Origin of the sequence: Sphingobium sp. MP9-4 (assembly GCF_005281675.1) — a bacterium.
Taxonomy (GTDB): domain Bacteria; phylum Pseudomonadota; class Alphaproteobacteria; order Sphingomonadales; family Sphingomonadaceae; genus Sphingobium; species Sphingobium yanoikuyae.
Window position 1 is genome coordinate 1 of record NZ_LUFI01000024.1, and the last position, 25,249, is coordinate 25,249.

Sequence of the window (25,249 nt, forward strand, 5' to 3'; positions counted from 1 at the left end):
GATCTCGCCGCATGAACTTCCACGCGACTGTGTAAGCTATCGAAATGAGGGGTCCCTTTTAGACGCCGATCACCCCGCTAACGGGGTTCTTTTTGCACGCCGATTCACACGCCTGGAATATTGGAACATCTTCTGGACCCTAACCATCATCGTGACGATGGGCCTAGTGCTTGGTCAGAGCCAGACGATGAAGACCGCGTGGATAGAGGACACGCTGGGCCTGGTTCCGCCTGTCATGTTCCTGATCGCCGCGCATTTGGAGCGTCGCGCCCATCGATCGCGCCGCTTTCCTTTCGGTTTCGAGCGGGTCAACGGCCTTGGTTTCTTTGTGGCGGCTGTTGCACTGACTGCCGTCGGCGCGCTGCTCCTCTACAATGCGATGATGGCGCTGGGCTCGCAGGAGCACGCGACCGTCGGATCGATCGTCATTCTGGGGCATGATATCTGGTTGGGATGGCTGATGATCGCCGCCCAGATTTACTCCCTCATCCCGCCGCTCTTCATCGGCCGGAAGGAACTTCCGCTGGCGCAGGCTCTCAACGACAAGCTGCTGCATACCGACGCACTCATGAACAAGGCCAATTGGCTGACCGGGGCGGCGGGGCTCGCCGGTGTCATTGGGCTGGGGCTTGGCTGGTGGTGGGCTGACTCGTTGGCAGCAGCTATCATTTCGCTCGATGTCCTCAATGACGGTATCAAGGCGTTGCGCTCTTCCACGGCAGAACTGGTCGATGGTGCGCCAAGGGCGCTTTCCAGCACTGATCTCTCGGATGATGCGCAAAGTCTGTGTGATCGCCTCAGCGCTGAATTTCCCGGTGCCACGATACGGCTGCGGGAAACCGGCCGCCTTATTCGGGCCGAAGTGCATGACACGCATCCACCGGGCGAATGTCGTCACCCGCGCCATTATTGGCCGGAGGGTGAGGACAGGTCCTGGCGGTTGGCACAGGTGAGCTTCATCCCGCCTGTTGGACGCGAGGAAGGAAATTAGGCCGGCGGTGTTTGTCGCACAGCATCCGACTGCTTTTCCGGCCGGATGTAAATGGACGTCAGATCGGGGACGCAAGCCTTCATTTCGCGTTCAATATCCTCGATCAGACGCTCTGCATCTCCCATCGGCAGATCGTCGACGAAATCAGCACTGATCGCTACGAAAACGGCATCAGGCGCGGTATGGATCGTACGGACATGATTGACCGCGCTGATCTGCGACCGCTTGGCGAGAATGGTCCATAGAACCGAAATGATCGCCGGGTCGGCGCTTTCGCCGATCAACAGGCCTTTGGCTTCGCGCGCAAGCAGAATAGCGACCCCACCCAGAATGAGACCAATGGCAATCGATGCAAAACCGTCAATCCGTGGATTTGCGAAATAATGGCTGGCCCAGACGCCGATGCCTGCAATGGCGAGGCCGATCAGCGCAGCGCTGTCCTCGAACAGGACAATGAACCCGGCGGGATCCTTGGATCGGCGGATCGATTGCCACCAACTGCTGGCACCGCGCTTGCCGTTGAATTCGCGCACCGCGATGAACCAGCTTGTTCCTTCAAGCAGCACAGCAACACCCAGCACCACATAATTGATCGTCGGATCACGCAAGGGCTCAGGTTCGGCGATGTGCAACCAGCCCTCGTAGACCGAAACGCCCGCGCCGACGGCAAAGATCAGGATCGCAACGACGAAGGCCCAGAAATAGAGTTCGCGGCCATAGCCGAAGGGATGGGTGGCGTCGGCGGGACGTCTGGCCTTTGCCTGACCATAGAGCAGCAGAACCTGATTTCCGCTGTCGACCAGCGAGTGGACACCCTCGGTCAGCATGGAAGAAGAGCCACTGATCGCCGCCGCCACGAACTTGGCGACCGCTATCCCGACATTGGCGAAAAGCGCGCCATAGAGGACGATATTCTCGCGGATTTGGCGTGACAGACCGGCCATCGCGTTCAGCCTGGATAAGGGCTGGACTGAAGCAGGCTTGCGAGATGCGCGGCATTGCCGGCGACCATTTTCGCCGTCTTCATTACCGCCTCCGGCGTCTCGCCGAGATCCTTGAAATCGACCGCCCCCATCGCTTCGCCGACCCAATAGCAGGCCGCAACAGCGGGGATCGTCCAGCCCACATCGTTCAAAGCCTGGAACAGCTGAGCGGAGCAGAAGTGGGCGCCATCTTCATTACCCACGATTGCTGCGACAGCGACCTTCCCATAGCTCGGCATCCGACCCTCATCGTCGGTCTCGGAGAGGAAGGCATCCATCCGTTCCAGGACGCGTTTGGCGATGCTGCTGATCTGCCCCATCCAGATCGGTCCTCCGAAGATCACAATGTCATGAGCGAGTATCTTCTCGCGCAGTCCAGGCCACGCATCGCCATCCCCTTCGTCGGAGCTAACGCCTGGCCTGATGTCAAGGGCTGCAACCCGGACCGTTTCGCTGACCGTCACATCATTCTTGTTGAAGGCCCTCGTCAACACGGCGATCATCGCGTCGGTCGAACTCTCCTGGCGGGAGTCCGCCTTGAGCGTGCAGTTAAGCGCCAGCGCCTTGAGCGGCATGTGTCATCTCCTTGAGGGGCCAGGATCAGCAGAACGCGCCCATCCCTTCTTCGCGGAAAGAACACCTGGGCGCGTAATGGGTTCTGCGGATCGAGGGAGAATTGGCTGAGCGATGCCGCTGCTGTGCAACTTCCGCGTGCACGAAAGTTCAGCGACACGCCCCGATCAGGTGCCGGTGCCAGATGGTAGCAACATGAAGATGAGTGATTTGCCTTGCCACCCCATGGGAATGGCGAAGCTGTGCTGTCGGCTTTCTGTTGGAGGCTATCACGGAACCAACTTGCCGATTGCACGCTCTCATCGGGGAGGTCGCACATGGCTGCACGCGCATTTTGGCAGGGCCAGATCAAGCTGGCACTGGTGTCCATCCCGGTCGAAGTCTATCCCGCAACCAAATCGGGTGCGGCGGTCAGCTTTCGTCAGATTCACGAGCCAACCGGCAAACCCATTCATTATGAAAAGGTCGTGAGCGGCGTGGGGCCCGTCGACCGAGATGAGATCCTCAAGGGGTTCGAGCTTTCAAAAGGCAATTATGTGCTGCTCGAACAGGAGGAAATCGAAGCGGTCAAGATTGAGAGCCGCAAGACCCTCGACCTCGTCCAGTTTGTCGAGGCCGATGCGATCGACGTTCTTTATTATGAGAAGCCCTATTTCGTCGTACCCGCCGATGACCTCGCAGAAGAGGCCTATGCGGTGCTGCGGGATGCGCTGCGAAAGGCAAAGAAGGTCGGACTTGGCCAATTGTCGGTCCGTGGACGGGAACAGCTGGTATCGATCAAACCCTGTGGACGGGGGCTGGTCATGGAAGTTCTGCGCTATGCCGACGAGGTAACCAAGGCGCAGACATATTTCCGAGGTTTGCCTGCCGATACGGCGGATGAGGACATGCTCGATCTTGCTACCAGCATCATCGACAAGCGAACGGCGCCCTTCAAGCCGGAAGAGTTTCGCGATCGCTATGTCGATGCGCTCCATCGCCTGATCGAAAAGAAGAAAAAGGCCAAGGGGAAGCGGATAATAGAAGAGGTGGACGATGAGCCGGCGCGCAAGGGCGGCAATGTCATCGACCTGATGGCGGCGCTCAAGAAGTCAGCAGGAGAAACGGCTCGTACCACCGCGACGAAGAAGAAGTCGAAAAGCGGTTCGCCGACAGACACTGGCAATAGACGTGCGACTGCAGCCAAGCGCAAAAGCGCGTGATGACGCTGAATCCCGATACCCCGCTCCACCTTATCGACGGGCCGGTCATGCTGCGCCTGAGCATTGCTGCTCTGCTCGGCCTGCTTTTGGGGCTCGATCGACAGTTACGCGGCCATGCAGCGGGGCTACGCACCCATGGCCTCATCTGCTTCACCAGCGCCCTTATGACTGTCTGTGCAATCGCGCTGCACAATCAGTTGCAAGGCGAGGGGAATATAGATCCCCTGCGAGTCTTCGAAGCTTCTGCCGCATTTTCGGGCATCATAGCGACTGGCCTCATCATATTCAGCAAGGGTGAGATCAAGAATCTGACCACGGCAGCCCATATCTGGCTGGCGTCGATGATCGGAATCGCTTCCGGCGCTGCCCTCTGGCCCCTGGTCGCCAGTGCCACTCTCGTCGCGATCCTCATGCTCAGCCTGCTGGGATTTGTGGAACGGCGCTGGCTCGCGTCCGAGGAGCGACCGGGCGAATGAGCCGGCTCCATCCCCTTGCCTCCTATAATGCCAAACGGGACTTCAATCGCACCAGCGAGCCTGAAGGCAAGATGGCAAAGAAAGGCGGTAACAGTTTCGTTGTCCAGAAACATGCCGCCACAAGGCTGCACTGGGACTTCCGGTTGGAAGTCGATGGCGTGCTCAAGAGCTGGGCCGTCACCAAGGGGCCGAGCCTAGATCCCGATGACAAGCGGCTTGCTGTCCGCACCGAAGATCATCCTCTGAGCTATGGCAGTTTCGAGGGTAATATTCCCAAGGGCGAATATGGCGGCGGCAGTGTGATGCTCTGGGACCGCGGTTGGTGGGAACCGATCCCGGGAAAGAGCGCGAAGGATATAGAGGATGGCCATCTCCATTTCATCCTGCATGGCGAACGGATGAAGGGGGAATGGCTGCTGGTGCGGATGAAGGGGCGCGCGGGCGAAAAGCGCGAGAATTGGCTGCTCCGCAAGATTGAGGATGGCGAAGCCCGCCGGAATGGCGATCTGGTCGAGCGCGCGCTGACAAGTGTTCTGACTGACCGCTCGATGGCGCAAATCGCCGGGGACATCGCCGGCACGCAGTCATTGAAAGGCGCCAGGGGCAAGACATTCACGGATAGGATGCAGGCGGCAAACGCGCATAATGCAAAGATCGGCAGGACGAAGGTGAAGGCGATCGCCAAAACGGAGGCTATGCCGCGCTTCATCAAGCCGCAGCTTGCAACTTTGGTCGACCATGTACCGGTCGGCAACGAATGGCTGCACGAGATCAAATATGACGGATATCGCGCGCTCGTTGCAGTCAGTGGCGAAGCGATAAAAATATATACGCGCAGCGGCCTGGACTGGACGGACAAATTTGGTCCTTTGGCCGGAGCCATAAAAGCGCTCGACCTCCCGCCTGCATTGATCGACGGCGAGATCATCGCCTTTGACGCTGACGGCAATCCCAGTTTTTCGGCGCTGCAGGCGGTGTTGAAACGGGGCCATGGCGCGGAGCGAGCCGACACGCCGTTCCATTTCTTCGCTTTTGATCTTCTTTCATTTGACGGCATGGATTTGAAGTCTCTCCCCGCAATCGAGCGAAAGGAGCGGCTCGAAGCCTTATTGGCGGATGCAGAACAACCGATCCACGTTGCCGATCACCTGATCGGCTCGGGCGAGAAGCTCTACCGATCGCTTTGTCAGGCCGGGCAGGAAGGCATTATCGCAAAGCGCGTCGATGCGCCCTATCGCAGCGGACGGACACGCGCCTGGGTGAAGGTCAAATGCACTCGTCGGCAGGAATTCGTGATCGTCGGCTGGACCCGTAGCAAGGTAAAAGGGCGTGCCTTCTCCTCCCTGCTACTGGCGCAGCATGAAGGCGGTGCACTGGTCTATAAGGGCAAGGTCGGCACTGGTTTCGATGCCGCCACAATGACCGACCTGGCCGAGGCCATGAGTCCGATTGCGACCGGCACGTCGCAGATCATCATTTCCGCCGCCCAAGCGCGCGGCGTCCAATGGGTCAAACCCAAGCTCGTTGCGGAAGTCGGTTTTGCCGAGTTCACAAGGGAGGGTCTCGTGCGACATGGCAGTTTTCTGGGGCTACGAAGCGACAAGTTGGCAAAGACGGTCAAGCCCGAAAAAGCGGCCCCAACGCCTCCTTCGGCCACAGCCATCAGGATCAGCAATCGCGCGCGCGTGATTTTCCCGGAGAGCGGGCAGACCAAAGGGGAGTTGGCCGATTATTACGCGCGGATCGCCCCGCTGATGCTACCTTTCGCCGCCAATCGGCCGATCAGTCTTGTGCGATGCCCCCAGGGCCGCGCGAAGAAATGCTTTTTCCAGAAACATGACAGCGGCGCCTTTGGCGACCATGTCCGCCATGTTGCGATCCGCGAGAAAGACGGCGGCTCGGAAGATTATCTCTATGTCGACGATGCCGAAGGCCTGATCGCTTGCGTCCAGATGGGTACGATTGAATTTCATGGCTGGGCGAGCCGTGCCGATGCCGTCGAGAAGCCCGATCGCATGATCTTCGATCTTGATCCCGACGAGGGCATGGATTTTGCACGGGTGCGTGAAGCGGCAAAGGATATTCGCGATCATCTGCGCGACATCGGTCTGATCTCCTTCGCCATGCTGTCGGGAGGGAAGGGGGTCCATGTCGTCGTCCCCCTCAGCCCCACCCACGACTGGGACGCACATAAGGATTTCGCCGCCCGTTTCGCCCAGGCCTTGAGCGCGGCAGAACCCGATCGCTTTGTCGCCACGATGAGCAAGGCCAAGCGCAAGGATCGCATATTCATCGACTGGCTGCGCAATCAGCGCGGCAGCACCGCCATCCTCCCCTACTCGGCGCGGGCACGCGCCGGCGCGCCCGTAGCCATACCGGTCGACTGGGACGAATTGAACGATTTGCAGGACGCCCATCCCTACGAAATTGGAGATGCCGAAATATTGGGGGAGCGCGCGGGGAAGCTCAAAGGCTGGGGCTTCGCTGCGCAGACCCTGCCCGATCTATGATCCGTTTCGGGCACCATGAACCCCGCCATGCGTTGTTGGGAGAAGATCAGCATGAAAGGATCATAATGCCCCATCACAAGGAGCGTCCTGCCCGCAAAGCCACCAGTCGCCTTGCGCTCTACCTCGTCTTCGCATTCATCGTTGCAGCCATCCTGGCTTTCATCTGGGTCAACATGCACGCCTAATCGGGCGATAGCCCCTTAGTCCGAACCGGACTGCGCCACGGTCCGTGCCAGTTCATCGATCTGATCGACCGGGATACGTCTTGCTATCATCGCCATGGTGTCCGGCGGCAGGCGCGCGTCGATGACATTATCGTCTTGCTGCCAAAGCCGCAGGCGCGCAGCAAGATAGCCTGGCTTCTGCCCGGCAAGAATGGGCGCCGCCTTGCCGACTGCATGACAATTGCTGCAGGCGGGCAGGGGCTGACCGAAACGGTCCAGCCCCGGTGAACTGCGTGTGGTGGCAATATTCGCCAGCCCGGGCATCGCAGAGAAATAGGTCGCCAGCCTCGCCATGTCCTCGCGCCCGGTCGTTGCCAGCGCCGTCTGCATGACCGCACTGCTGCGCTTCCCCGACACATATTGGCGCATGCTGGCGACCAGATAGGCCGCGCTCTGCCCAGCCAGGACCGGAATATCGGATTGCTCCCTCCCCCGACCATCGACGCCATGGCAGCTTGTGCATGCCGACAAGGTTGCCGGAGCAACGCCGGGCAGACGTCCCTCCTCGCCAGCCTGGGTCAGCGCTTGATATTGCGCCGCCGTCATATGCGGCAAGCGCCGGACGAAAGCGGTCATGCGCCTTACTTCGTCCGGTCGATCAGCCGCCGCCCAGGCCGGCATGCCGGTGAATTTGACGCCATGCCGGATGATCCAGAATAATTCGCGATCCCGCCATTCCCCTGCCGTCCGGGCAAGATCAGGCGCTGGCGGCGTTGCCTGCTGCATCACGGGTGATGGACGCACACCCGGCGCGCCATGACAGACCTGGCAGGCCTGACGAAAATGCCCCGCTGCACTGACCAGGCCCTCATCGTCGAGCGGATCGGGCGGTGCGTCCAGCCAGGCATAAGTCCGCACGGAATTGCGCATCGTCCAGTGAAGGAACCAGTCGGTAATACGCCAATGGCCCGACGACGCGGAAATCTTCATGGCCCCGGACCAGGCGAACAGCATGCCGAGAACCCCAAGTCCGAGCAACGCGACAATTGCGCGCTTCAAGCTGATGCGAAGGATCATGCCGCCCCCCTCTGGCGCAGGAGGCTCGCCAACAGGACAAGACCACCGATGAAATAGCTGGCCCCGCCAACCAGCAGCATGAGGACACCGCTCAGTTGCTGGTCGATCAGCGGGTCCATGCCGGCCAGATGATGATGATCCGCCGCCGCGTAGAGAGGCCGTGGCGCCAGGCCTATCAGGACACCAAGCAGGGTCATATGCATCGATGTCAACAACAGGGCACCCATGCCAGCGGCCCGATGATCGGCGCGGAGCACCGATGACCAGAGCAGCAGACCTGCGCCAAGGAAACAGAACTGCTCGAGCCCGAGCAGAGGCAGGGACGTCATTGTCGCCGCGCGAAGGGCCGGCAGGTGCCAGAGCCAGACCGTGACAAGTTCCACCAACATCATCGCCATCGGGCTTGCGAGGCCGGGCCAGAGACGCGCAGGATCAAGCCGCCCTTGCGAAAGGCCAAGGGCAAGAAAAGGCGCTGCAATCGCCACGGCAATCATATGGCCTGCCATGTGGCCAGTCATGCCAAGCGGCAGCACAGCCAGGATCCAGCCGATCGGTACCAGCGCGAGGCCGGCGGCAAGTGCGGCGCGTTTCATCGGCAGTCCCGCAGGAAGATGACCGGAAGCGCCGTGAACAGCACCCCGACGAAGCTCAGCCCTGCCAGGAGCAAGGTCGACTTGGCCAGGAAACGGAGCCGGTCGATCCGGGTCGAGTCCTCATGGGGCGGCGGATTGCCCGGCAGGCGTGCCTGCGCCCAGGCGATCCATCCCGAAAGCCCGATCATCAGCAGCGCAAGCATCGTGCCGATGACGAACAGCAGCGGAAAACTGGCAAAGCGCCCGGCCTTGGCACAGGAGATGGCCGCCCAGAGATAGGACGCCAGGAAATGACCCGCCCAGATGGCTGGCGGCACGATCAGCGTCCAGAGCGTGACCTTGAGCCGCTCATGCCATTTGCCTCGCTCGCTCATGTGACCTGCGGGAACAGGCCGATCGTCGCATAGGTGACGATAGCGGTCAGCGCATAGAAATGCATGTAGACGGTGACGTTGCGCAGGTCCGCGTCATGCACCGGGGACATGCGCCCGGCGAGACTGCGCGCGAGTGCATAGCCCTGCATGATGACGGCAACGCCCGCATGGGCCGCGGCCCAGATGGCGAGTGTCCACACGATTGCAGGATAGCTGTGCGCCTGCGGGTCCATGCCATGGGTCCATGGTCCGGCGAGCCCTGCCCCGACTCCGGCAAGGCTGAGTAGTAGCGCGACCATGAGGCAGAGCCGTGCCATGCCGACATGCTTGCGGGCATGCACCTCGCGCGCGCCTAGCGTCAGCAGCCAGCTTGCGATGCCCAAGAACAATGCGAGCATGGGCCAGGCCATGCCGGGACCGTCCGCCAGAGCGACCGGCGGGAAATCGGCATGGCGGGTCCAGAAGAAGAAATAGCCGAAGACCAGTCCGGAAAACGCGGTCGCATCGGCCATCATCGTGATGAACATCGCCCACCAGCCTGGCGCAGAGGGCCCGGAGAGATAGAGCGGCAGCTCAAGGCCGTGGCCGATCGGTTTGCACGGCTTTTCGGGAATTTCGGCCGTCCCGGTCCAGAGCCACCACAGCGCCATGGCGAGTGTGGCAACGCCACTGACGAGCGCAGCCCAGTAGAGATGATAGGTGGTGAGGATGAAGACCCCGCCGAGCGCGACCGCCGTCAGCATGGGCTTGATGCTAGGGGTTCCCAGGCGGATCACGGCCAGTGGCCGGGCATCAAGGACGCTCGTGACGATCGTCTCGCGTCGCCCCTCCTGTGCATCGGGCAGGAAGAAGCGGCCCTCATCCACCTTGCGCACGAAATCTGTCTGGTCCCAGATTGGATAGCGGCTCTCGATCAATGGCACCGACCTTATGCCCCAGTCCTCGTCCTCGGGATGGGCGAGCCACTCCAGCGTGCCCGCATTCCAGGGATTGCGGACGGCCCGAACACGGCGCGGCGAGAGGCTAAGATCGACGCATATCACCGCCACCCCCGCGGCAAACAGCCAGGCCCCCAGGGTGGACGCCATGTTGAGCCCGCCCAGCCCCAGCTCGGTAGGATAGGTGAAGACGCGCCGCGGCATGCCCATGAGCCCGGAAAGGTGCATCGGGAAGAAGGTCAGGTTGGCGCCGACGAACAGCATCCAGAAAGCGATCCGGCCAAGCCGGTCGGACAGTTTCTTGCCCGTCACCAACGGCCAATAATAATAGAGGCCGGCAAAAAGCGGCATCAACGTGCCGCCGATCAGCACGTAATGGAGATGGGCGACGACGAAATAGCTGTCATGCGCCTGCCAGTCGAACGGTGCGACTGCCACCATCACGCCGGTAAGACCACCGATCACGAAAATGGCGAGGCTGCCGGTCGCATAGAGTAGGGGTGTGGACCAGGTGACCCGCCCAGCCCACAGCGTCGCTATGAACACGAAGATCTGGACGCCGGTCGGAATGGCCACGGCTTCGGAGGCAGCCGAGAAGAAGGCGAGGCTGATCTTCGGCAGCCCGCTGGTGAACATGTGGTGGACCCACAGGCCGAAGGACAGGAATGCGGTGCCCACAGCGGCCAGCACGATCCATGGATAGCCCAGCAGATGGCGGTTGGCGAAGGTCGGCACCAGCATCGCGAACAGCGCGATCGAGGGCAGGAATATGATGTAGACTTCGGGATGACCGAAGATCCAGAACAGATGCTGCCACAGGAGCGGATCCCCGCCCCGGCGCGCATCGAAGAAGGGCCAGTCGAGCAGCCTTTCCATTTCGAACAATATGTCGCCGGCGATGAGCGGCGGAAAGGCAAAGAGGATCATCACCGCCACGACCAGTATGTACCAGGCATATAGCGGCATGAGATTGAGCCGCATGCCCGGCGGTCGACATTTGAGCACGCCGACGATCAGTTCGACTGCGGCCGCGACCGACGACACCTCGATGAAGGAAAGGCCGAGCATCCAGATATCGGCTCCGAGCCCCGACAGGTCGGTGCGGGTGGTCAGCGGTGGATACATGAACCAGCCGCCGTCAGGGGCGGCATTGAAGAAGATCGATCCCCCGACGAACAGCCCGCCGATCAGGAAGGACCAGTAGCCAAAGGCCGACAGGCGAGGGAACGGCAGGTCGCGCGCGCCCAGCAATTGCGGCAGCAGGATGATCGACACCGCCTCGAACATCGGCACGGCGAAGAGAAACATCATCATCGAGCCGTGCAGGGTGAAGAGCTGGTTGAAGGTATCAGGCCCAACCAGATCATTGTCGGGCACGGCAAGCTGGGTGCGCATGATGAGCGCGAGCACGCCGGCAAAGAGCATGAAGCCAAAGGCGGTCAGCACATACCAGACGCCGACGCGATTATTGTTGCAGTCGGTCCAGCGCAGGAAGATCCCCCTGGGCGGCGCCCACACCGCGCGCAGCCTTTCTTCCTGCGCCGCGCGGAGCGCCGGGTCATCCTGATCGTGGAGGCTCATTTCAGCCCCTCGAGATAATGGGCAATGGCAATGGCCTCCTGCTCGGACAGCTGGGGATAGGCGGGCATGCGCGCGCCTGGCTTTGCGATCTGGGGCGCTCGGATGAAGGCGGCGATATTGGCGGTGGTCGGTGGCAATATCCCGGCCCCCAGCGTCCGCCTCTGTCCAAAACGGCTAAGGTCAGGCCCGATCGCCGCATCATGCGCGGTTCCCCGGATGGCATGGCAGGCGCCGCAGCCATGCGCATCGAAGAGAGACTGGCCCCTCGATGGGACCAGGCCCTTGCCGGCCCCGCGCGCGCCCGCCAGCCATGCGTCGAAATCAGCCGGGTTCATCGCGATCACGTCGAAGGCCATTAGCGCGTGCGACAGGCCGCAAAACTCCGCGCAAACGCCCCGGAAGCGGCCGGCCTTTTCGGCGCGCACAACCAGCCTGTTGGTCCGTCCGGGTATCATGTCCATCTTCCCGGCAAGACCGGGAATCCAGAAACTGTGGATCACGTCCTGCGCGCCGAGTTCAAGGATCACCGTCCGCCCCACGGGAAGGCGGATCTCATTGGCAGAAACAAGTCCAGGCCCCGCGCGTGATGCCCCATAGGCGACCCGCCACCAGAATTGCTCGCCCTCGACCCGAATGGTGAGGTCGCCAGGCGCTGTCTCGCGCGGGCGCATGGCAGGCAACGCATAGAGAAGCAGCGCGCCAAGGATCAGGGCCGGGCCGATGGCGCCCAGCCACAGGATGATCCGCATGCCGCTACGATGGCTGAGCGCCCCTTCCGGAGCGCGAAGCGCACGAACATAGATGAGGACCATGACCGTCACGATGATCGCCGCGCCGATGGTCAACAGGATCGCCATCTCGCGCACCTGCCGTGCTTCGGCGCCGAAGACATGGAGGGCCGACTGCTGCGCATTGCAGGCGCCAAGGCCGAGCAGTAAAATGGTCCAGAGCCATGGATTGCGCATTGCGCCCGCGTCACCCCTTTCGCGCCGCATCCTATGTGCAGCGTCTTTCGTGCCAACACGCGAAGCGGCATCCGGTTCAAACATTTCTGTTTCGTAACAAGTGGATGAATTGCCGGTGTCGGCGAAACCAAAAGCCAGCCGGCGCATTGGCGAGGGATCGTTCTTCCTTCGACAAGGAGACCTGTCTTGCCCAGCGCCCCGCCGCGCACCCGGCCCCTGCTCCATCCGCTTCACGGCCTGCTGCTCGCCTGGCCGGTCGCCCTGTTTCCCGCTGCCCTGCTGTCGGACATCACCTATCTCAACAGCGCGGAAATCCAGTGGAGCAATTTTTCGGCCTGGCTGATCACCGGCGCACTGATCGGCGGCGGCCTGGTATTGCTATGGGCCTTGATCGCGCTGGCGCGCGCCAAAGGGCCTGCACGTCGGCAGCATGGCCTTTATCTGCTGCTGTTGGCGCTGATGTGGGTCTGCGGGCTCATCAACGCCTTCCAGCATAGCCGCGACGGCTGGAGTTCGGTCGGGACCATTGGCCTTATCCTCTCCATCCTCAGCAGCCTGGCTGCCCTTGCCGCGGGCTGGACGGCCTTTGCGAGCTATCGGGAGGTTCGGCCATGACCGTGCGTGCCTTCATCCTGGGCGCCAGTCTCCTGGCACTTGCCGCCTGCGGGCGCAGCCAGCCTGGCCTTGACCAGACCGGCGACCGGCCGGATCTGCCCGATCAGCGCCAGACATTGCTGCCGCCGATGAAAATCGCGACGCCCGCTGGCTGGGGGAATGAAAAGCCGACGGCACCGGCCGGCTTTAGCGTGACGGCCTTTGCCACGGGGCTCGCCATTCCGCGCCAGATGCTGGTGCTGCCCAATGGCGACATTCTGGTGGCGGAAGGGTCAGGGGGATCGGCCCCCGCCCTGCGGCCCAAGGATGTCATCGCGACCCAGATCAAGGCCATGGGGAAGACATCGGTAAAGGGTGGCAATCGCATCACCCTGCTGCGCGATGCCGATGGCGATGGCCGCGCCGAATTGCGCAGTACGCTCATCACCGGATTGAATGCACCCTATGGCCTCGCCCTGGTCGAGGGCCAGCTCTATGTCGCGACACAGGACGCGCTGCTGCGCTTTCCCTATCGCGAGGGCGAAACGCGCATCACCATACCGGGCGTTGAGGTGACCAGATTGCCCTCGCGCATCAATCATCACTGGACCAAGTCGCTGGCAGCTGGCCCGGACGGATCGAAACTCTACGTCGGTATCGGCTCCAACAGCAATGTCGGCGAACGCGGCATGGCGGTGGAGGAAGATCGCGCCGTCATCTGGGAGGTTGATCGCCAGTCCGGCATGCATCGCACCTATGCCTCGGGCATCCGCAATCCGACAGCCCTTGCAGTTGAGCCGCAGACGCGCCGGCTCTGGGCCGTGGTGAACGAACGCGATGAGCTCGGACCGCAACTGGTGCCCGATTATATGACTGCGGTTCGCCCCGGGGCCTTTTATGGCTGGCCCTACAGCTATTGGGGACAGAATGTCGATCCGCGGGTGCATCCTCAGAATGCCGATATGGTGCGACGCGCGATCCGGCCCGATTATGCCCTGGGATCCCATGTCGCGGCACTCGGTATCAGCTTTGTAACAAGCCCCGGTCTTGGCCCCACCTATGCGCAGGGCGCCTTCGTCGGGGAGCATGGCAGCTGGAACAGGCAGGATCTCGCCGGCTATAAAGTGGTCTTCATTCCCTTCGCCAATGGGCGGCCGACCGGTAAGCCCCAGGATTTCCTGACCGGGTTCATCAAGGATGGACATGCCCGCGGACGGCCGGTGGGCGTGAGCTATGATCTGGTCCATGGCGCGCTCCTGGTCGCCGATGATCTATCCAACAGCGTCTGGCGGATAGCCCCAACCCGTCGCTGACATGAGGCAGAGGGCAAGGAGAGAGAAAATGGAGAAACGACAGGAAGACGGCGAAACGGTTACCCATCTGTCGAAAGTCGAGGCACGCAGCGGATCGCGTACCACCGTGACCCGCTCCATATTGGTGACAAGCCTCGCGCTCGTCATTGCGGTTCTGCTCATTGTGGTTGCGATCGGCTATTTCAGGGCCGACAAGACCGGCGCGGATGAGGTTAACAGCGATAACCGCGCAGGATCGGCCGCCCCCAGGACTGAAGCCGTCGAGTAATAGCGGCAATATCAGGTTAAATGCGCCAAGTGGATGGAAAGAACGCCGTCGTGCGCGGTGACAGGATGGCGAAGTCCGTCTATCCCCAAGTCATGGCCTCCATTTTTTCTCCGGCGCCCACGCACGCGGATTCGCTCAGAACACGGATAGCCTCTTTCCCGTGGGAGAAAACGGCACTGGGAGCCAAGGCCGGCTGGCCAATTTCGCTGCGGACCACGGTCGAGCTCGCGCTCGCCTCGGATTTTCCGATGTTCATCATGTGGGGGGAGGCGCAGATATTCCTCTACAATGATGCCTATGCGCCCTTTTTGGGAGCTCGTCACCCCGCAGCACTTGGCCAATCGATGTGCGATGTCTGGCCCGAGATCTGGTCCGAGCTCTCGCCCCTGATCGATAGAGCCCTTGGCGGCGAGACGGTTTCGGTCGAGGACATGCACCTCGTCATGACCCGCAATGGTGATGCCGAGGATACATGGTGGACCTTCTGCTACAGTCCGTTGCGCGACGACGCAGGCGATATCATCGGCGTGCTCGATATCGCGGTGGATGTGACGCAGAAGTTTACGGACGCCCGCAGGATCGAGGAAAAACGGGCAAGGCTGGAGAAAAGCGAAGCGCGTTTCAGCGCATTGGTAAGCGCGACCTCGGACGCAATCTATCAGATGAGCGCCGACTGGCAGGAAATGCGCCACCTCGACGGACGTGGTTTCCTCGTCGACACGCAAGCACCATCTGTTCGCTGGCTTGAACTCTATGTTCCAACGGATGACCATTCCATCGTGATGGACGCGATCGCCCGCGCCATCGAAGCCAGGTCCCCCTTCATGCTGGAGCATCGCGTACGTCAGGCTGATGGCACCATCGGCTGGACAGCGTCCCGCGCCGTCCCCATCCTCGACGATGACGGCAATATCCTTGAGTGGTTCGGCACGGCCACCGATGTAACGGCCTCGCATCTTTCGCGCGAAGCTCTGGCCACAAGCCGGGAAAAGCTGGAACTCGCGACACGCGCGGCCCGCCTTGGTCAGTTCGACTATTGGCCGCAAACCGGACAGCTTGAATGGGACGATCGCTGTCGTGCCCTTTTTGGCCTGCATCCCGGTGCCCCCGTCAGCTATGAAACCGCCTTTCTGGCGGGCCTGCATCCCGAGGATCGCGAAGGGGCCGACGCAGCGGTGCGCGCCGCGCTCGATCCGGCCGGCAGCGGCATTTTCGACACCGAGTATCGGACCGTCGGGATCGAGGATGGGGTCGAACGACATATCCATGCTCAGGGCCTGGCGATGTTCGAGGGCCAGGCCCCGATTCGCCTTATCGGTACCGTGCAGGACGTCACGGCCGATCGCCAGGCGCAGGCCAGTTTGCGGGAGGTCGAGGAGCGGCTGCGTCTTGCCGGACGGGCTACCAATGATGCGGTATGGGACTGGAACTTCAGCGACGATCATGTGACCTGGAACATCGCCCTTGAGCATGCCTATGGGCACAGGCTCGAAGATGTCGAACCGACCGGCGAGTGGTGGCTGGACCATATCCACCCGGATGACCGGCAGCGGATCAATGACAGCATCCACGCGGTGATCGATGGTAAGGGGACTGACTGGACTGACGAATATCGCTTCGCACGCGGCGACGGCAGCTATGCCGATGTGCTTGATCGCGGCTATGTTCTGCGTACGCCTGCCGGCGAGCCGCTGCGTATGGTCGGCGCGATGCAGGACATGTCAGCTCGCAAGGCTGTCGAGCGCCAGCTTGAGGAGGATCGTCGCAGGCTCATCGAGGAGGTCGAGACCAAGACGGCCGAGCGCGACAGGGCTGAGGACGCCCTGCGCCAGTCGCAGAAGATGGAAGCGGTCGGCCAGCTGACTGGTGGCCTTGCCCATGATTTCAACAATCTGCTGACGGGTATTTCCGGCGCCCTGGAAATGATGCAGATACGCATAGCGCAGGGCCGGGTCGGCGAGATCGACAAATATTCTGTCGCAGCCCAGGGCGCCGTGCGCCGCGCCGCTGCGCTCACCCACCGCCTGCTCGCCTTCTCCCGCAGGCAGACGCTCGATCCCAAACCGGTCAATTCCAATCGGCTGATATTCGATCTGGAAGAACTCATCCGGCGCACGGTTGGGCCGCAGATCGAGGTTGAGACCGTGGGCAAGGCCGGCATCTGGACCACCCTGGTCGATCCCAATCAGCTTGAAAATGCGCTGCTCAACCTCTGCATCAACGCGCGCGATGCGATGCCAGATGGCGGGCGCATCACGATCGAGACCGCAAACAAATGGCTGGACGACGCAGCAGCGCGCGAGCGCGATCTGGAACCGGGCCAATATGTCTCGATCTGCGTGACAGACACCGGCACGGGCATGACGCCAGAGGTGATTTCCCGCGCCTTCGATCCCTTTTTCACGACCAAGCCGCTGGGCGAAGGCACTGGCCTTGGCCTATCGATGATCTATGGATTCGCACGTCAGTCCGGCGGCCATGTGCGGATCTATAGCGAGGTCGGGACGGGTACGACCATGTGCCTCTATCTGCCCCGCCACTTCATGGAAGACGAGGAAAGCGAGGACGCGTCAGTCATTCCATCGCTGAGTGAGCAGGCGGCCAGCAATGAATCACGACGCGGTACGATCCTGGTGGTCGATGATGAGCCCACGGTTCGGCTCCTCGTTGTCGAGATAGCGCAGGAACTGGGCTATGATGTGCAGGAAGCGATGGACGGCCCAGGCGCCATGCGGCTGTTGCAAAATGGCGTGGCAATCGACCTGCTGATCACGGATGTGGGCTTGCCCGGCGGGATGAACGGTCGACAGGTTGCCGATGCCGCACTCAGCCTCCTGCCGGAGCTCAAGGTCCTGTTCATTACCGGCTATGCTGAAAATGCCGTCATCGGCAATGGCCAGCTCGCGCCCAATATGGCGCTCGTCACCAAGCCGTTCGCGATGGACGCATTGGCAAAGCGGATTGGCGATATGCTGCCCTGATCCCGCGAGGCGGCAATCGACCGAGCACTGCGCCGCCTCCAATATCAAGAGATCGTCAATCTTGCGGTACGACCGGCGGTCGGCCTGACAAGATTTTGCGGCTGAGTTTCAGGCAAGGCTTCAGGCCGCGACGGATCATGTACGGGGTCTTCCGCGTTCATGGGGCAAGCAAAAAGGACAGAGATGATGCTTGCCAACGCCCGCCGTGAAATCCTGACCCGCCCGATCTTCTCCCTCGTCGAGGCAGCCCTGCCCGCCCTTTCCGCTACGGAGAGCGAAGCGATCGAGGCTGGCAACAGCTGGTGGGACGCGGCCCTGTTTACCGGCAATCCGGATTGGGATCAGCTCCTTGCCGTGCCGCCCGCCAGGCTCACCGACGCGGAGCAGGCCTTCATGAATGGCCCTCTCGAACAGCTGTGCGGCATGATCGACGACTGGCGCATGACTTGGGAAACGCACGACCTGTCGCAGGAAGCCTGGGACTTTCTCAAGCAGGAAAAATTCTTCGGCATCATCATTCCCGAGGAACATGGCGGCCTTGGTTTTTCCAATTTCGCCCATAGCGAGATTGTCCGCAAGATCGCGACCCGATCCGTGTCCGCGGCCGTCACCGCGATGGTCCCCAACAGCCTGGGGCCGGGCGAACTCATCCTGCGCTTTGGAACCAAGGAACAACAGCACCACTGGCTGCCGCGGCTGGCGGATGGTCGCGAAATTCCTGCCTTTGGCCTGACCAGCCCGGAAGCCGGCTCCGATGCGGCGGCGATGATCGACGAAGGGGTCGTCTGCAAGGGTCAGTGGGACGGCGAGGAGGTGGTGGGCATCCGCCTCAACTGGCGCAAGCGCTATATCACCCTGGGTCCGGTCGCGACCTTGCTGGGCCTCGCCTTCAAGCTGCGCGATCCCGACCATCTGCTGGGCGGGCAGGAGGAGATCGGGATCACGGTCGCGCTGGTGCCTACCGACCTGCCCGGCGTGTCGATCGGGCGCCGGCATATCCCCTCGATGCAGAGTTTCCAGAACGGCCCCAATGAGGGCCATGACGTGTTCATCCCGCTCGACAACATCATCGGCGGCCCGGATCGCGTCGGCCAGGGATGGAAAATGTTGATGAGCGCGCTGGCGGCCGGCCGCGGCATTTCCCTGCCCTCCCTGTCTGCCGCCGCCGGCGCCTTCGCTGCCCATACGACCGGTGCCTATGCGCGGGTCCGCTCCCAGTTCAACCTGCCGATCGGCAAGTTCGAAGGGATACAGGAGCGGCTGGCGCGGATCGCGGCCAATGCCTATCTGCTCGATGGCGCCCGCCGCCTGACCTGCGCGGGGCTCGATCAGGGCAACCACCCCGCCGTCATTTCCTCGATCCTCAAGCTGCACGCGACCGAGCGCATGCGGACCGTCATCAACGACGCGATGGACGTGCATGGCGGCAAGGGCGTGATCGACGGGCCCAATAATTATCTGGGTAACCAGTATCGCGCGATCCCGGTCGGCATCACGGTCGAGGGCGCCAATATCCTCACCCGCAGCCTGATGGTATTCGGCCAGGGCGCGATCCGCTCCCACCCCTATCTGCTCAAGGAGATCCGCGCGGTCGCAGATGCCAATCGCGGGCGGGCGCTGGCGCAGTTCGACGATGTGCTGTGGAAGCATGTCGGCCACGCGCTCAAGACCGCGATCCGCGCTTTCGCGCGCAACTGGACCGGCGGCCTGTTTGCGCCGGCGCCCAAGGCCGGGCGCGCGACCCGCTATTATCGCCAGATGAGCCGCTATGCGGCGGCCTTTGCGTTCATATCCGACATTGCCTTCCTGACGCTAGGCGGTGAGCTCAAGCGGCGGGAACTCCTCTCTGCCCGGCTGGGCGACATACTGTCCGAACTCTATCTTCTTTCCGGCGCCCTCAAGCGGTGGGAGGATGAAGGGCGACAGGATGATGACCTTCCCCTGCTCGCCTGGTGCATGGACAGCGGCTTCGCGACGATCGAACAAAGGTTCGTCGAGATCATCGAGAATTTCCCCGCGCGGCCCGTGGGCTGGATGCTGCGCCTGTTCATCCTCCCCTTTGGCCGCCGTCGCCATGGCCCGACCGACCGGACCATCCGTCAGTGCGCGCAGATCATCCTGGAACCCTGCCCAGCGCGCGAACGGCTGATCGACAATGTGTTCATCGGCGGCCCGGAAGAACCCGTCGCCCGCCTGACCGAAGCCTTTCGCCTGATGGTCGACACCCAGCCGATCCATGACCGGCTGCGCAAGGCGCGGATCAAGGATTGGGCCAAGGCGCGCGAGCGCGGCCTGCTGTCGAGCGCAGAACTGGCGCAGCTTGAAGAGGCCGATCGCGCGGTCGCGGACGTCATCGCCGTGGATGATTTTGCACCCGAGGAGCTGCGGCGCAATCCCGCTGCATCGGACCTGGCACAGGCCGCCGAATGAGCCGGCCGGTCTATATTGTCGATGGCGCCCGCACACCGTTTCTCAAAGCGCGCGGCGGCCCCGGCCCGTTCACGCCTGTTGACCTGGCGGTACAATGTGGGCGCCCCCTCCTGCTAAGGCAGAAATTTGCCCCCGCGGATTTCGATCAGGTCATATTGGGGTGCGTCAACGTCATCGCCGATGAAGCCAATCCGGCGCGCGTCGCTGCCCTGCGTCTGGGCTGCGGGACGCAGACGACCGCCTTTACCGTTCAGATCAATTGCGGTTCGGGCATGCAGTCGATGGACACCGCCTACCGCTATATCGCCGATGGCGGCAGCGACCTCATCCTGGCCGGCGGTGCCGAAGCGCTCAGTCACGCCCCGCTCGTGTTTCGCCAGGATGCCGTCCAATGGTTCGCCGCGATGCAGGGCGACAAGACCAGCCCCTTGGCCTCGCTGAAAGCGGCCAGCGGATTTCGTCCCGACTTCCTCAAGCCCATCATCGGACTGGAACGCGGCCTCACTGATCCCATCACCGATCTTGGCATGGGCCAGACCGCCGAAATATTGGCGCACCTCTTCTCCATATCGAGGGCGGAGGCGGACGCTTATGCCGTCGAAAGCCACAAGCGTCTTGCCAGGGCGCAGTCGGAGGGATGGCTGGAGGGGGAACTTCTTCCTGCTTTTGCCAGGGATGGAACCGTATATTCCCAGGATGATGGGGTGCGGCCCGACAGCAGCACAGAAAAGCTCGCGACGCTGAAGCCGGTTTTCGAGCGCCCTTATGGGAAGGTCACTGCGGGCAATAGTTCGCAGATCAGCGACGGCTCCTGCTGGACCATCCTCGCCTCGCAAGAGGCGGTCGAGCGCCATGGCCTTATGCCCCGTGCGCGGATCGTCGACAGCCAGTGGTCGGCGCTTGATCCAGCCATCATGGGCCTGGGTCCGGTGCTCGCCTCGACGGCACTCCTCAAGCGCAACGGTCATGGATTGGCGGACATCGACCTGTGGGAATTGAATGAAGCCTTCGCTGCACAGGTGCTGGCATGTCTTGCGGCATGGGAGGACGAAGCATTCTGTCGCACCATATTGGGCCTTGAGGGGGCGGCCGGGCGCATCGATCCCTCGCGCCTCAATGTCGATGGCGGCGCGATTTCCCTGGGGCACCCCGTGGGCACGAGTGGCACGCGGATCGCACTGCATCTGGTGCAGGCGATGGAGCGGCTCGGGCTGAGGCGCGGCATCGCCACCGAATGTATTGGCGGCGGCCAGGGCGGCGCCATGTTGATCGAACGGCTGTGAAGGAGGCCATGATGAACGATCCTGTCTGGTCCTTTCTTGCCGATCGCGATCTGGAGACCGGTCCCGCGCCCCATCGCCCTGATGCCTTGCATCACTGGAGCTTCACGCGCGACGCCCAAGACATTGGCTGGGCTATCCTCGATCAGCAGGGAACGGATACCAATCTGCTGTCCCATGCCGTGCTTGAAGAGCTTGGCCATATACTCGGCATGATCGCCGACCGCGCGCCCAAGGCGCTGGTCATTCGATCAGGCAAGAAACAGGGTTTTCTTGCCGGCGCGGATATCAGCGAGTTTCGTGACATGCGCGACGAGGCGATGGTGCGGGACCGGATCGCCGCCGCACATGCGATCGTCGATCGGCTCGAAGCGCTGACCTTTCCGACCATTGCGGTCATCCACGGCTATGCCATGGGTGGCGGCCTTGAGGTCGCGCTGGCGTGCCATCAGCGCATCGCCATCGAAGGGACAAGGCTCGGCTTCCCCGAAATACAGCTTGGCCTGCATCCAGGTCTCGGCGGCACAGCGCGCTTTACCCATTTATGCGATCCGATCGCGGCGATGGAACTGATGCTGACCGGCAAGTCGATCGATACCAAGCGCGCGAAAGACATGGGGCTGGTCGATGCGGTCGTCCCTGAACGCCACGTCCACGCTGCCGTCATGGCCGCAGTTGCAGGAGAGATGGACCAGGGTCGGCAGGCATTGCTGGATCGATTGAAAGACGCCGCGCCAGTCCGCCATCTGGCGGCGCGGCAGATGCGCAGCCAGGCTGAGGCCAAGGCACCCTTGGCCCATTATCCCGCGCCCCATGCGCTCATCGACCTGTGGGAAACTCATGGTGGCGACCGGGAGGCGATGAAACAGGCGGAGGTCGCTTCCTTCGCGCATCTCATGATGAGCGATAGCGCGCAAAATCTCATACGCGCCTTCTTCCTGCGCCAGAAGCTCAAGGGACTGGCTGGGCCGGAAACGAAGACGATCGCCCATGTCCATGTCATCGGCGCGGGCGCGATGGGCGGCGACATCGCGGCCTGGTGCGCCTGGCGCGGCCTTCGCACCAGCATTTCCGATGTGAAGCCCGAGCCGATTGGCGCTGCTCTTGGCCGAGCCGCGAAACTGTACGAAAAGCTCGCCCATGGAGATCGGCTCAAGGTTCGCGATGCGCTGGATCGGTTGATCCCCGACCCGGATGGTGCGGGCATCGCCAAGGCCGACATTCTGATCGAGGCAGCCCCGGAAAAGGTTGATCTCAAGCGGACCCTCTATGCGAGCGCCGAGCCACGTATGAAGGACGGCGCAATCCTGGCGACCAACACCTCTTCCATTCCGCTTGAGCAATTGCGCGAGGGGTTACGCCATCCCGAGCGGCTGATCGGCATCCATTTCTTCAATCCTGTGTCGCGGCTCGATCTGGTCGAGGTCATCAGCCATGACGGGGTCGATCCGCAGGTCGAGGCAGGTGCAAGAGCCTTTATCGGCATCATCGGCAAGCTGCCGGCCCCGGCCCGTAGCGCCCCCGGCTTCATCGTCAACCGGATCCTTACCCCCTATCTGGTCGAGGCGATGACGATGATGGACGAGGGCATCGCGCCCGAGACGATCGACAGGGCGGCAATGGATTTCGGCATGCCCATGGGCCCGCTGGAACTTGCAGATCAGGTCGGCCTCGATATCGGCCTTGCAGTTGCCGCCATGCTCAAGCGAGAACTGGACTGGCCCATGCCTGCCACGCCGCAATGGTTGGCAGACAAGGTCTCGGCGGGTCAGTTGGGCCGGAAAGCCGGGAAAGGCATATATGCCTGGAAGGACGGCCATGCGGTCAAGAACAGCGCCCCGCAGCCCCCGCCGGAGATGGCGGACCGCCTCATCATGCCGATGCTCAACATGGCGGCCGCGACCCTGCGCGAGCAGGTGACCGACGATCCAGATATCATCGACGCTGCCATGATCTTCGGCACCGGATTTGCGCCCTTCCGCGGCGGACCGCTCCATTATGCCCACGCACGCGGGATTGGCGAAGTCAAAGCCGTGCTGGAAGGGCTGCGCGAAGCCCATGGCGAGCGGTTCCGGCCCGATCCGGGCTGGGACATGCTGCAATGAGGACCGGCGGGACCGGTCTTCTCGAACTTCGCTCGGCAGAGGAGGTCGCCGACCGCATCATCGCTCGCACTGACGGGCATATCGTCCTTGGCCTGCCATTGGGCCTGGGCAAGGCGCCTCATATCGTCAATGCCCTCTTCGCCCGTGCCAGCGCTGATCGCGCCATCAGGCTGCGTATCTTCACGGCGCTCACCCTCGAGCAGCCCTCGCTTGGCACGGACCTCGAGCGTCGTTTCCTCGAGCCCGTGTTCGAGCGGACAATGGGCGGATATCCGCGCTTTGCTTATGCGCAGGCGCAGCGTGCGGGCGAGATGCCGGCGAATATCGAGGTGAATGAATTTTTCTTCCAGGCCGGCAGCCGGCTCGGCAATGGAGATGCACAGCGCCACTATATTGCAGCCAACTATACCCATGCGATGCGCTATCTGATCGACCAGGGCGTCAATGTCGTTGCGCAGATCGTGGCGCGACGGGGAAACAGCTATAGCCTGAGCTGCAATAGCGACATGACCCTCGACCTGCTTGCCGAGCGCGATCGGGGCCGGGCCGATTTTGCCCTGATCGGTCAGGTCAATGACGAATTGCCCTTCATGCGCGGTCCGGCCGAAATCCCGTCCGATCGATTCGCAATCATTCTCGACAGCGCGCAGACACGCTTTCCCCTCTTCGGGCCGCCACGCCAACCCGTAAGCCCTGCCCAGCACGCCATCGGCGCCCATGTGGCCGCGCTGATAGCCGATGGTGGCTCGCTTCAGATCGGCATCGGCGCGATCGGCGACGCGATCGCCCACAGCCTGGTCCTCCGGCAGGAACGGCCCGATTCCTATCGCGCAACGCTCGACCGGCTGGGCGCTCCCAAGCCATGGGAAATGGGCCCGTTTGAGGAAGGCCTATATGCGCCGACCGAGATGCTGGTCGACTGTTTCCTCGATCTCATAAGGGCCGGCATCGTCAAGCGTGAAGTCGATGGCGCGATCGTACATGGCGGCTTTTTCGTTGGCCCGCGCAGCTTCTATGCCGCGTTGCGGGACATGGATGAGGATCTGCGCGATCGCATCCATATGCGCGAGATCAGCTATATCAATGCGCTGTTCGGCAACGAAGCGGCCAAGCGAAAGGCCCGGCAAAAGGCCCGCTTCGTCAACAGCGCCATGATGATCACGCTGCTGGGCGCCACGATCTCGGACGGGCTTGAAGATGGCCAGGTCGTCAGCGGCGTAGGCGGCCAGTATAATTTCGTCGCGCAGGCACTCGAACTCGACGGCGCGCGTTCGATCATCACCCTGCCTGCCACCCGGCGTCACAAGGGCGAGACCCAGTCCAATTTCGTCTGGAGCTATGGCCATGAAACCATCCCGCGCCATTTGCGCGATATGGTCGTGACCGAATATGGCGTGGCGGACCTGCGCGGCCAAAGCGATGAGCAGGTCATCCAGCGCCTGATCGCCATCGCCGACAGCCGCTTTCAAGGCGAACTTGTGGAAAAGGCCCGGTCCGCGGGCAAGATAGCGCCCGACTGGGACATTCCCGAAGCGTACAGGGATAATCTCCCCGAGCGGATCAGCGCGGCCATGCCCAAGGAGACATTTCCGTCCTTCCCGTTCGGCACGGACTTTACGCAGATCGAGCAGCGGCTCCTGCCGGTGATGCAATATCTGGCAGACCATGCGACTAGGCCCGCCCAACTGGCCGCCCTGATTGCCCGCGGCCTGCGCGGTGGTCAGCCCGACGAAGCGGAATCGGCCGCGCTCGAGCGCATGGGGCTGGATGCGCCCCATGGCGTCAGGGAGCATAGCTATCGCGCGCTCATCCTGGGAGCCTTGCGCAGTGCCGGACAGTAAGGACAGGAAA

The 25,249-nt window shown here is 62.3% G+C and carries 19 protein-coding genes; 12 read left to right on the top strand and 7 right to left on the bottom strand.

The genetic code is table 11. The annotated features are described in order from the left end of the window. Position 1: 1 nt before the first annotated feature. Positions 2-991, top strand: a complete 990-nt coding sequence (locus A0U87_RS06310; RefSeq protein WP_240700508.1) for a cation transporter — start codon at positions 2-4, stop codon at positions 989-991. On the opposite strand, the gene A0U87_RS06315 is transcribed toward A0U87_RS06310, so the two are convergent. Together A0U87_RS06315 and A0U87_RS06320 are read right to left on the bottom strand one after the other, a co-directional pair. Next, on the bottom strand, positions 988-1,935 hold the full coding sequence (locus A0U87_RS06315) for a cation diffusion facilitator family transporter (protein WP_048936698.1): 948 nt from the start codon (positions 1,933-1,935) through the stop codon (positions 988-990). The genes A0U87_RS06310 and A0U87_RS06315 overlap by 4 nt on opposite strands. A 5-nt stretch (positions 1,936-1,940) precedes the next feature. Further along, positions 1,941-2,549 (bottom strand): NAD(P)H-dependent oxidoreductase, encoded by a 609-nt coding sequence (locus tag A0U87_RS06320; protein WP_048936697.1) that lies wholly within the window; start codon positions 2,547-2,549, stop codon positions 1,941-1,943. A 315-nt stretch (positions 2,550-2,864) separates the two neighbouring features. On the opposite strand from A0U87_RS06320, the gene A0U87_RS06325 reads away from it, so the two are divergent. From A0U87_RS06325 to ligD, 3 genes are read left to right on the top strand one after another with little or no spacing between them, the layout of a single operon-like run. Then, the gene (locus tag A0U87_RS06325; protein WP_048936696.1) at positions 2,865-3,749 is read left to right on the top strand and encodes a Ku protein; all 885 of its coding nucleotides are present in this window, start codon (positions 2,865-2,867) and stop codon (positions 3,747-3,749) included. Then, the gene (locus tag A0U87_RS06330; RefSeq protein WP_037509452.1) at positions 3,749-4,225 is read left to right on the top strand and encodes an MgtC/SapB family protein; all 477 of its coding nucleotides are present in this window, start codon (positions 3,749-3,751) and stop codon (positions 4,223-4,225) included. Before A0U87_RS06325 ends, A0U87_RS06330 begins: the two co-directional genes overlap by 1 nt. Beyond that, complete coding sequence (gene ligD / locus A0U87_RS06335) at positions 4,222-6,735, top strand: DNA ligase D (protein ID WP_048936695.1); 2,514 nt, start codon at positions 4,222-4,224, stop codon at positions 6,733-6,735. Before A0U87_RS06330 ends, ligD begins: the two co-directional genes overlap by 4 nt. 200 nt (positions 6,736-6,935) lie before the next feature. Here the strand turns inward: ligD and A0U87_RS06340 are convergent, their stop codons facing one another. Genes A0U87_RS06340 through coxB form a run of 5 tightly spaced genes read right to left on the bottom strand, consistent with a single transcriptional unit; the run spans position 6,936 to position 12,427 of the window. Next, entirely contained in the window at positions 6,936-7,976 is a 1,041-nt protein-coding gene (locus tag A0U87_RS06340) for a c-type cytochrome (protein WP_004209547.1), read from the bottom strand. Then, on the bottom strand, positions 7,973-8,569 hold the full coding sequence (locus A0U87_RS06345) for a cytochrome c oxidase assembly protein (RefSeq protein WP_004209548.1): 597 nt from the start codon (positions 8,567-8,569) through the stop codon (positions 7,973-7,975). Before A0U87_RS06345 ends, A0U87_RS06340 begins: the two co-directional genes overlap by 4 nt. Next, positions 8,566-8,943 carry a hypothetical protein gene (locus A0U87_RS06350; protein ID WP_004209549.1) on the bottom strand — a complete coding sequence of 126 codons (378 nt, stop codon included), beginning with the start codon at positions 8,941-8,943 and terminating at the stop codon, positions 8,566-8,568. Before A0U87_RS06350 ends, A0U87_RS06345 begins: the two co-directional genes overlap by 4 nt. Beyond that, on the bottom strand, positions 8,940-11,462 hold the full coding sequence (locus tag A0U87_RS06355; RefSeq protein WP_004209550.1) for a cbb3-type cytochrome c oxidase subunit I: 2,523 nt from the start codon (positions 11,460-11,462) through the stop codon (positions 8,940-8,942). The genes A0U87_RS06350 and A0U87_RS06355 overlap by 4 nt, the downstream gene beginning before the upstream one ends. Further along, the gene (coxB, locus tag A0U87_RS06360) at positions 11,459-12,427 is read right to left on the bottom strand and encodes a cytochrome c oxidase subunit II (protein ID WP_004209551.1); all 969 of its coding nucleotides are present in this window, start codon (positions 12,425-12,427) and stop codon (positions 11,459-11,461) included. The genes A0U87_RS06355 and coxB overlap by 4 nt, the downstream gene beginning before the upstream one ends. Before the next feature lie 186 nt (positions 12,428-12,613). Between coxB and A0U87_RS06365 the strand changes: the two genes are divergently transcribed. The 8 genes from A0U87_RS06365 to A0U87_RS06400 all read left to right on the top strand — a co-directional run bounded on the left by A0U87_RS06365 (position 12,614) and on the right by A0U87_RS06400 (position 25,239). After that, the gene (locus A0U87_RS06365; protein WP_004209552.1) at positions 12,614-13,042 is read left to right on the top strand and encodes a DUF2231 domain-containing protein; all 429 of its coding nucleotides are present in this window, start codon (positions 12,614-12,616) and stop codon (positions 13,040-13,042) included. Next, on the top strand, positions 13,039-14,334 hold the full coding sequence (locus tag A0U87_RS06370) for a sorbosone dehydrogenase family protein (RefSeq protein ID WP_099230799.1): 1,296 nt from the start codon (positions 13,039-13,041) through the stop codon (positions 14,332-14,334). The genes A0U87_RS06365 and A0U87_RS06370 overlap by 4 nt, the downstream gene beginning before the upstream one ends. Positions 14,335-14,362: 28 nt before the next feature. Continuing rightward, positions 14,363-14,602 (top strand): hypothetical protein, encoded by a 240-nt coding sequence (locus tag A0U87_RS06375; protein ID WP_004209555.1) that lies wholly within the window; start codon positions 14,363-14,365, stop codon positions 14,600-14,602. A gap of 248 nt (positions 14,603-14,850) precedes the next feature. After that, a complete protein-coding gene (locus A0U87_RS06380) occupies positions 14,851-17,583 on the top strand; it encodes a PAS domain-containing protein (RefSeq protein WP_234415678.1) in 2,733 nt (910 codons plus the stop codon). A gap of 183 nt (positions 17,584-17,766) precedes the next feature. After that, complete coding sequence (locus A0U87_RS06385; protein ID WP_004209557.1) at positions 17,767-20,013, top strand: acyl-CoA dehydrogenase; 2,247 nt, start codon at positions 17,767-17,769, stop codon at positions 20,011-20,013. After that, complete coding sequence (locus A0U87_RS06390) at positions 20,010-21,296, top strand: acetyl-CoA C-acetyltransferase (RefSeq protein ID WP_004209558.1); 1,287 nt, start codon at positions 20,010-20,012, stop codon at positions 21,294-21,296. Before A0U87_RS06385 ends, A0U87_RS06390 begins: the two co-directional genes overlap by 4 nt. Before the next feature lie 8 nt (positions 21,297-21,304). Beyond that, on the top strand, positions 21,305-23,398 hold the full coding sequence (locus A0U87_RS06395; protein ID WP_234415677.1) for a 3-hydroxyacyl-CoA dehydrogenase NAD-binding domain-containing protein: 2,094 nt from the start codon (positions 21,305-21,307) through the stop codon (positions 23,396-23,398). After that, positions 23,395-25,239 (top strand): acetyl-CoA hydrolase/transferase C-terminal domain-containing protein, encoded by a 1,845-nt coding sequence (locus A0U87_RS06400; protein WP_137405296.1) that lies wholly within the window; start codon positions 23,395-23,397, stop codon positions 25,237-25,239. Before A0U87_RS06395 ends, A0U87_RS06400 begins: the two co-directional genes overlap by 4 nt. Positions 25,240-25,249 lie beyond the last annotated feature (10 nt).

Coding starts and splice junctions, on each gene's coding strand:
- A0U87_RS06315 (WP_048936698.1), bottom strand. CDS start 1,935: ATGGCCGGTCTGTCACGCCAAATCCGCGAGAATATCGTCCTCTATGGC.
- A0U87_RS06320 (WP_048936697.1), bottom strand. CDS start 2,549: ATGCCGCTCAAGGCGCTGGCGCTTAACTGCACGCTCAAGGCGGACTCC.
- A0U87_RS06325 (WP_048936696.1), top strand. CDS start 2,865: ATGGCTGCACGCGCATTTTGGCAGGGCCAGATCAAGCTGGCACTGGTG.
- A0U87_RS06330 (WP_037509452.1), top strand. CDS start 3,749: ATGACGCTGAATCCCGATACCCCGCTCCACCTTATCGACGGGCCGGTC.
- ligD (WP_048936695.1), top strand. CDS start 4,222: ATGAGCCGGCTCCATCCCCTTGCCTCCTATAATGCCAAACGGGACTTC.
- A0U87_RS06340 (WP_004209547.1), bottom strand. CDS start 7,976: ATGATCCTTCGCATCAGCTTGAAGCGCGCAATTGTCGCGTTGCTCGGA.
- A0U87_RS06345 (WP_004209548.1), bottom strand. CDS start 8,569: ATGAAACGCGCCGCACTTGCCGCCGGCCTCGCGCTGGTACCGATCGGC.
- A0U87_RS06350 (WP_004209549.1), bottom strand. CDS start 8,943: ATGAGCGAGCGAGGCAAATGGCATGAGCGGCTCAAGGTCACGCTCTGG.
- A0U87_RS06355 (WP_004209550.1), bottom strand. CDS start 11,462: ATGAGCCTCCACGATCAGGATGACCCGGCGCTCCGCGCGGCGCAGGAA.
- coxB (WP_004209551.1), bottom strand. CDS start 12,427: ATGCGCAATCCATGGCTCTGGACCATTTTACTGCTCGGCCTTGGCGCC.
- A0U87_RS06370 (WP_099230799.1), top strand. CDS start 13,039: ATGACCGTGCGTGCCTTCATCCTGGGCGCCAGTCTCCTGGCACTTGCC.
- A0U87_RS06375 (WP_004209555.1), top strand. CDS start 14,363: ATGGAGAAACGACAGGAAGACGGCGAAACGGTTACCCATCTGTCGAAA.
- A0U87_RS06380 (WP_234415678.1), top strand. CDS start 14,851: ATGTTCATCATGTGGGGGGAGGCGCAGATATTCCTCTACAATGATGCC.
- A0U87_RS06385 (WP_004209557.1), top strand. CDS start 17,767: ATGATGCTTGCCAACGCCCGCCGTGAAATCCTGACCCGCCCGATCTTC.
- A0U87_RS06390 (WP_004209558.1), top strand. CDS start 20,010: ATGAGCCGGCCGGTCTATATTGTCGATGGCGCCCGCACACCGTTTCTC.
- A0U87_RS06395 (WP_234415677.1), top strand. CDS start 21,305: ATGATGAACGATCCTGTCTGGTCCTTTCTTGCCGATCGCGATCTGGAG.
- A0U87_RS06400 (WP_137405296.1), top strand. CDS start 23,395: ATGAGGACCGGCGGGACCGGTCTTCTCGAACTTCGCTCGGCAGAGGAG.